We start from the raw sequence: 5,657 nt of genomic DNA, 5'->3' as shown, positions 1-5,657 counted from the left end.
GTCGACGACAGGGAATTTTGGCCATGAGGAAATTGGCGTTTCTAGTGGGTCTGGGACTCGGCCTGGTTGCCTTGCCGGTTTGGGCCCAGGGCTCCAAAGGCTCCACCCCGCTCCCCAGTCCTACTGCCGCGGCTACCCCGGCTAGAGGGACAACCCCCAACCCGCAGGCTTCTCCTTCTCTAACTGCAGATCAGGTCACTGATGCCCAGGTGGAGCAGCTGGTGCGCATTTTGTTGGAACTGGATCCTCTAATTCGCAAAGCTAGCGCCCAGTTGCGAGAAACCCAAGACGAGGCTGAGTATGAGAAGATTATGCAGCGTACTGAAGCCGAGGCCAGCCGCATTGTCGAGAAGCAAGGGCTAACGGTGGCTAAATACCGTGAGCTGATGACTTTGGCCAACGAGGATCCCACCTTAAATCAGCGAGTGCGGCTGCGCCTGCAAGAACTCATCCAGGAAAAAGGATCCTCTGCTTCCCCTCAGCCAGCTAACCCAACCCCTACACCCTAAGCTGACATGCTTCCTCCGCCTAAAAAAATCCAAGGTGAATCCCTGCGGGCTGGGTTGAACATTGCCCTGTTCTTCTTTTTGCTGCTGCTGGTTTCCTACTTGAGCCTCAACTTCCTGCTGGCTTTGGTGGACAAGCTCAGCTAGCAGACCCTCGAAGAAGCTCCTTCGCCTCAACTGGCCAAGAGCCCTTTGTCTTTGGAAGGGGGAAAGATACACTGGATTTACAAGGCTTAACGCCTTTTCTCAGGTGTTGCCCATGAGTCCTCTTTCTTGGCTGAGGCTGCCTTCTCAGTGGACAACTTTGCCAAGATCCGCTGGGCCCTATCGGGAGTCTCCTCCTGCCCGCCGAGATTCCGGCTGGGGGCGTTGGCTGCGGTATTGGTATTTGCGCCTGGTGCGCCTGCAATCTTCCCCTGAGGAAATTGCCCGGGGTCTAGCGGCAGGAGTTTTTGCCGGTTGTTTTCCCATCTTTGGTTTTCAAACCTTAGCTGCCCTGCTGCTAGCAGTGCCCCTGCGGGGCAACAAGCTGGTGGCGGCGGCAGGAACCTGGGTGAGCAACCCCCTCACCTACGTGCCCGTCTATGCTTTTAACTACCGGGTCGGGGAATGGCTGCTGGGATCCAGGACGGCCTTGGCCGCGGCGGAACTCGTGGCCGCCCAAAACTGGATGCAGTTGGGCTTGGAGGTGGCGGGCACGCTTTTTGTTGGCTGTGCATTTGTTGGGTTTTGGGGGGCCTTGGCCAGCTATTTTCTCGGCCTATGGCTAGTGCGCCGGATTCGCCAGCGGCGGAGAATGAGCCGCTTGGGGCAGAGTCTGTGAGGGGGCAGAAGGCCGCTAGGGGATCCCTGCCTACCCAAGCCTAGGGATTGTCAGAGAAGGGAAGGGTTTGACGATGGAAGAGATGCGATCGCTACTAACCAACCTGGGCCGCCACTCTCGGCGCTGGGGGAAACAGTTGGGATCCGCCCTCCAGACGGGCATGAGCCAGCTTGCCCAAGCTTCGCAGCCAATTGTGTTGCTTTCGCCACGGGAGCTGGAGAAAATGCGGCGGGCCTGTCGCCTGGCAGCGGATTTGCTTAAGCACCTAGAGCCGATGGTGCAGCCAGGAGTTACCACGCAAGAGCTTAACGACGAAGCAGAGCGCTGGACGCGGGCCCACGGGGCCAGGAGTGCCCCATTGGGCTACCACGGCTTCCCCAAATCCATCTGCACCAGTGTCAACCACGTCGTTTGTCACGGCATTCCCAGCCCTAAGCAGATCCTGCGCGAAGGGGACATTATTAATATCGACGTCACTCCAGTTTTGGATGGCTACCACGGCGATGCCTCCAAGACCTTCTTTGTTGGCAAGCCCTCCGAGCGAGCACGGCGCCTAGTGGAGGTGGCCGAGGAATGCCTGCGGCGGGGCATTGCTGCCGTAAGGCCAGGGGGCCGCGTGGGGGATATTGGGGCTGCCATTCAAGAGTACGCTGAGTCCCAGGGCTACAGTGTGGTGCGGGACTTTGTCGGTCATGGGATAGGACGGCAGTTCCACACTGCTCCCCAGATTCCCCACTACGGCGAGCGAGGGAAGGGGGAAAAGCTTCGTCCCGGCATGGTGTTTACCATCGAGCCAATGATCAACGAAGGCACTTGGGAGGTGAAGGTGCTAGCAGACGGGTGGACAGCTGTAACGGCAGATGGCAAGCTCTCCGCCCAGTTTGAGCATACTGTTGCTGTCACGGAAACCGGCGTGGAGATCCTGACGTTGCCTTCCTCTTAAGCTTTCTATGAAGAGTGTGAGCGTTGCGGATCCCCGCCTACGCCTCTCCTCTGAGAATCTGGTGCTGCTATTGGCAGCAGCAGTGGGCCTGGGCACGGGCCTAGGGGTGGTGGGGTTTCGTTACTTAATTGGCTGGTGTCGCTATCTGTTCCAAGATCTTCTAGTTGACCACCTTGCCAAGACGGCCCAACACCATGGCCTAGAGCAGCTGGGATCCTGGGTGCCAGCTTTAGCACCGATACTGGGAGGTTTATTGATTGGTGTGCTGAGGGTAGCTCTGCCCCTTCCCAACTCCAGCCTCCCCAGCTTGGTCAGCCCCAGCCGACCGTTCCTTCCTCAGCCCAGCTGGATCCCTCTCAAGCTAGTGTACGCTGCCATCTCCTTGGGGGCGGGAGCCTCCCTGGGGCCAGAGGCCCCCAGTGTAGAAAGTGGCGCCCTGCTGGGAGGCTTGCTGGGGCAAAACCTGCGCCTCTCGCGGGAGCGGGTGCAACTGTTGATGGCAGCAGGGGCGGCGGCGGGTCTGGCGGCGGGGTTTAATGCGCCAATTGCCGGGGTGTTTTTGGCACTGGAGCTGGCTTTGGCCCGCACGTTCACTACCTCTGCTGTCAGTGTGGTGGTGTTGGCGGCGGTGGTGTCGGCCTTAATTGCCCAGGTGGGGTTGGGGGCGCAGCCGGCTTTTCTCTTGCCCACCATTACGCAGCCAGCTTTTGTCCTGCCGGACTACGAGATCCACAGTCTCCTGGAGGTGCCTCTCTACTTGGGTTTGGGCCTTCTAGCCAGCTTAGTCTCCATCGCCTTCGGCTACGCGCTGGAATGGGGCAAGCACCTGTTCAGCAGCGGATCCCTGGCAGCTTGGCCGGCCTGGAGCAAGCCCACTTTGGGAGGCGCGATCCTAGGCTGTGCAAGCCTGGGGATCCCGTTGGCGTTGGGAGTGGGCTACGAGACTATTGAGTCGATTCTGCAAGGGGTGCCCTTTTCCCTCAGCCAGTTGGGCTTGCTGTTGCTGGGCAAGGTATTCCTCAGCGCGGTGAGCTTGGGCAGCGGCTTCGTCGGCGGCACCTTTGCCCCGGCTCTGTTTCTGGGGGCAGTGTTGGGGGCAGGCTATGGCCAGGTATTGGGACGGGTTTTGCCTGCTTTTGCCCTCTCTCCCCCTGCCGCCTATGCCATGGTGGGCATGGGGGCAGTATTGGCGGCTAGCGTGCGGGCTCCCCTGACGGCAATTCTCCTGCTGTTTGAGATGACGCGGGACTACCACATTGCCCTACCGGTGATGGCGGCGGTGGGTTTGAGCATTTGGCTAACGGAGCAATCGCACCCACCGGTTATCTACCCTTCCGCCCGACGCAGGCAGGAGCCCAAGGGCGTGACGGTGCAAGAGGTGATGCTGCCCCCTTCTCTGCTCCTGCCGCAGGATATGCCGCTACGGGAGGCGCTGGAGCGTTTGCTGCAACAAAAGTGCCACAGCGCTTTGGTGGTGGACGCCCAGGAGCGGCTGCGGGGCATTCTCACTCTAGAAGACCTGGAGCGAGCTCTGGCTCAGAGGGAGGCCAGGGAACTGGCGGAGCTGACGGTGGAGGAGGTTAGCCAAGCTCCTGTGCTCACCACCTTCCCCGATGAGACTGTGGCGGTGGCTGCCGAGCCAATGTACAAGTACGACTTGCGCCAGTTGCCGGTGGTCTCGCGGGAGGATCCGGAGCAGGTGGTTGGTCTCCTGGACCGGGAGCGGGTGTTGCTTTCCCAAGAGATTGAATCCGTGCGCCAAGTTCTCGAGCCGGAAGTTCCTGCTCCAGAGGGGGGCAACAACGGGATCCCTGCCTCTGCCGCGGCGCCGACAGACTAGGGATCAGCGCTGCCACCGAAAGGTGGAGGGGCATTCCCGACACTCCCCCAACTAAAGTCGAGGGCTTCTTCCGCAGTCCATAAGCAAACTCATCAAGCACTGTCAAGACGCCTCTACACGTTCCCTGCAGCAGCGTCTCCCGGAGGCTTGCCACCGGAAGCCTCAGCAGGACGAGGTTTCCACGACTGGGGCAGGCTTAGGTAGGCGGCGGGCGAATCTCCGCTGTACCACCGCTGGCCCTTTGGGGAAGTTAACAGATCTCCTGGAGCAGGCGGGCAATTGCCTTGCTGGCAGTAGGAAAAGCTGTTGCCCTTAAGTTGGCGGCCATTTGGGCAACCAGCTGGGGCTGGGCCAGCCAGGTTAGCGCCGTTTGCCGCAGCACCTCCAGATTGGCTTCCGATTCTCGCAGGACCACTCCCCCACCGCGTTCCACAAAGGCCAGAGCGTTGTAATACTGGTGGTCTTCGGCGGCAAAAGGATAGGGGATCAAAATGGCAGGGGTGGCAGTGGCCCACAACTCTGCCAGGCTGAGGGCGCCGGCCCGGCTAATGGCAAAGGTGGCCCGCTGCAACAAAGCGGCCACATCGGTGCGGAAGGGAAAGGGGTAGTAGCGGGGATGGGAAGGGATCCCGACCTCCCCCTCGCCAGTCAAATGCACAATCCAGGCCCCGGCCTCCAACCAGGTCGGGATGCAGGCGGCCACCAGGCGGTTGAGGCCCCGCGCTCCCTGGCTTCCCCCCATCACCAGAATCAGAGGATCCCCCTCCGGAATCGGCAGATCCGCGGGCAAGGGCTGAGGCTGATAGAACTCTGACCGTACCGGTGTGCCCACCACCTGGGTGACTACCCCCGGCAAGTGCTCCGCCGTTTCCGCCAGGCCCAAGGCCACTACCTGGCAAAACCTTCCCAGCCAGCGGGTTACCTTGCCCGGGATACGGTTAGACTCGTGCAGCAGCACCGGCACCCCCAGCGAGCGGGCTGCTAAGATGGCTGGGGCGGCAATGTAGCCGCCGGTGGTCAGGACAGCATCAAAGTGTCCTTCCTTAAGGATCCGCCGCACCTGCAGCGTTGCCCGTGCCAACTGAACCAGGGATCCCAGCTTCTGGAGAGGGGATCCCTGCCAGCCAGACAGGGTGACCCGATGCAGCGGATAGCAAGCGGGCACCAGCTTCCCCTCCAGCCGCTGGGGTACCCCCAGCCATTCGATTTGCCAAGTGGGTAACTGCTCAGCAACAGCCAGAGCAGGAAAAATATGCCCCCCTGTCCCGCTAGCTGCCACTAGTAGCCGCGGTGGTGAAGTGGGATCCCTCTTGTCTCTATTCACCGGACGAAGATGGGGAGTTGACACTCCCCAACTTTAGTCGGGGGATGCCTACGCAGTCCACAGTTGGACTCGCAAAGGCGCTGTCAAGACGCCCCTAGACGGTTCCTAGTTCCGCTTACTGACTGGCTTTCGGCACTGTCCGGGTTCTTCAGCGGGGTAGGTGCTAATAGTGGCGGTCGAAGGTTTTTCCGCCCCCCCCTCATCGCGCTAGCGGGACGGAG

At 60.8% G+C, this 5,657-nt stretch carries 6 protein-coding genes; 5 read left to right on the top strand and 1 reads right to left on the bottom strand.

The window, feature by feature from the left end:
- The 5 genes from NW827_RS05320 to NW827_RS05300 all read left to right on the top strand — a co-directional run.
- Positions 1-509 (top strand): DUF4168 domain-containing protein (locus tag NW827_RS05320; RefSeq protein WP_414503421.1); only part of this gene is annotated, 509 nt, incomplete at its 5' end.
- A gap of 6 nt (positions 510-515) precedes the next feature.
- Positions 516-653, top strand: a complete 138-nt coding sequence (locus tag NW827_RS05315; RefSeq protein WP_414362157.1) for a hypothetical protein — start codon at positions 516-518, stop codon at positions 651-653.
- Positions 654-765: 112 nt separating this feature from the next.
- Positions 766-1,329 (top strand): DUF2062 domain-containing protein, encoded by a 564-nt coding sequence (locus NW827_RS05310; RefSeq protein WP_414404117.1) that lies wholly within the window; start codon positions 766-768, stop codon positions 1,327-1,329.
- Positions 1,330-1,489: 160 nt separating this feature from the next.
- The gene (map, locus tag NW827_RS05305) at positions 1,490-2,272 is read left to right on the top strand and encodes a type I methionyl aminopeptidase (protein ID WP_414362292.1); all 783 of its coding nucleotides are present in this window, start codon (positions 1,490-1,492) and stop codon (positions 2,270-2,272) included.
- Between the two features lie 7 nt (positions 2,273-2,279).
- Positions 2,280-4,112, top strand: a complete 1,833-nt coding sequence (locus tag NW827_RS05300; RefSeq protein ID WP_414404118.1) for a chloride channel protein — start codon at positions 2,280-2,282, stop codon at positions 4,110-4,112.
- A gap of 250 nt (positions 4,113-4,362) precedes the next feature.
- Here the strand turns inward: NW827_RS05300 and murG are convergent, their stop codons facing one another.
- Positions 4,363-5,436: an undecaprenyldiphospho-muramoylpentapeptide beta-N-acetylglucosaminyltransferase gene (murG, locus tag NW827_RS05295; RefSeq protein ID WP_414404119.1), complete on the bottom strand. Its 1,074-nt coding sequence runs from the start codon at positions 5,434-5,436 to the stop codon at positions 4,363-4,365.
- Between the last annotated feature and the right edge of the window lie 221 nt (positions 5,437-5,657).

It is taken from the genome of Synechococcus sp. H70.1 (genome assembly GCF_047502705.1).
In the GTDB taxonomy this organism is placed as follows: domain Bacteria; phylum Cyanobacteriota; class Cyanobacteriia; order Thermostichales; family Thermostichaceae; genus Thermostichus.
This window is presented reverse-complemented; position numbering and strand designations above follow the sequence as displayed.

Bases quoted from the DNA above. Each gene is read 5' to 3' on its own strand.
- NW827_RS05315 (WP_414362157.1), top strand. From the start codon at position 516: ATGCTTCCTCCGCCTAAAAAAATCCAAGGTGAATCCCTGCGGGCTGGG.
- NW827_RS05310 (WP_414404117.1), top strand. From the start codon at position 766: ATGAGTCCTCTTTCTTGGCTGAGGCTGCCTTCTCAGTGGACAACTTTG.
- map (WP_414362292.1), top strand. From the start codon at position 1,490: ATGAGCCAGCTTGCCCAAGCTTCGCAGCCAATTGTGTTGCTTTCGCCA.
- NW827_RS05300 (WP_414404118.1), top strand. From the start codon at position 2,280: ATGAAGAGTGTGAGCGTTGCGGATCCCCGCCTACGCCTCTCCTCTGAG.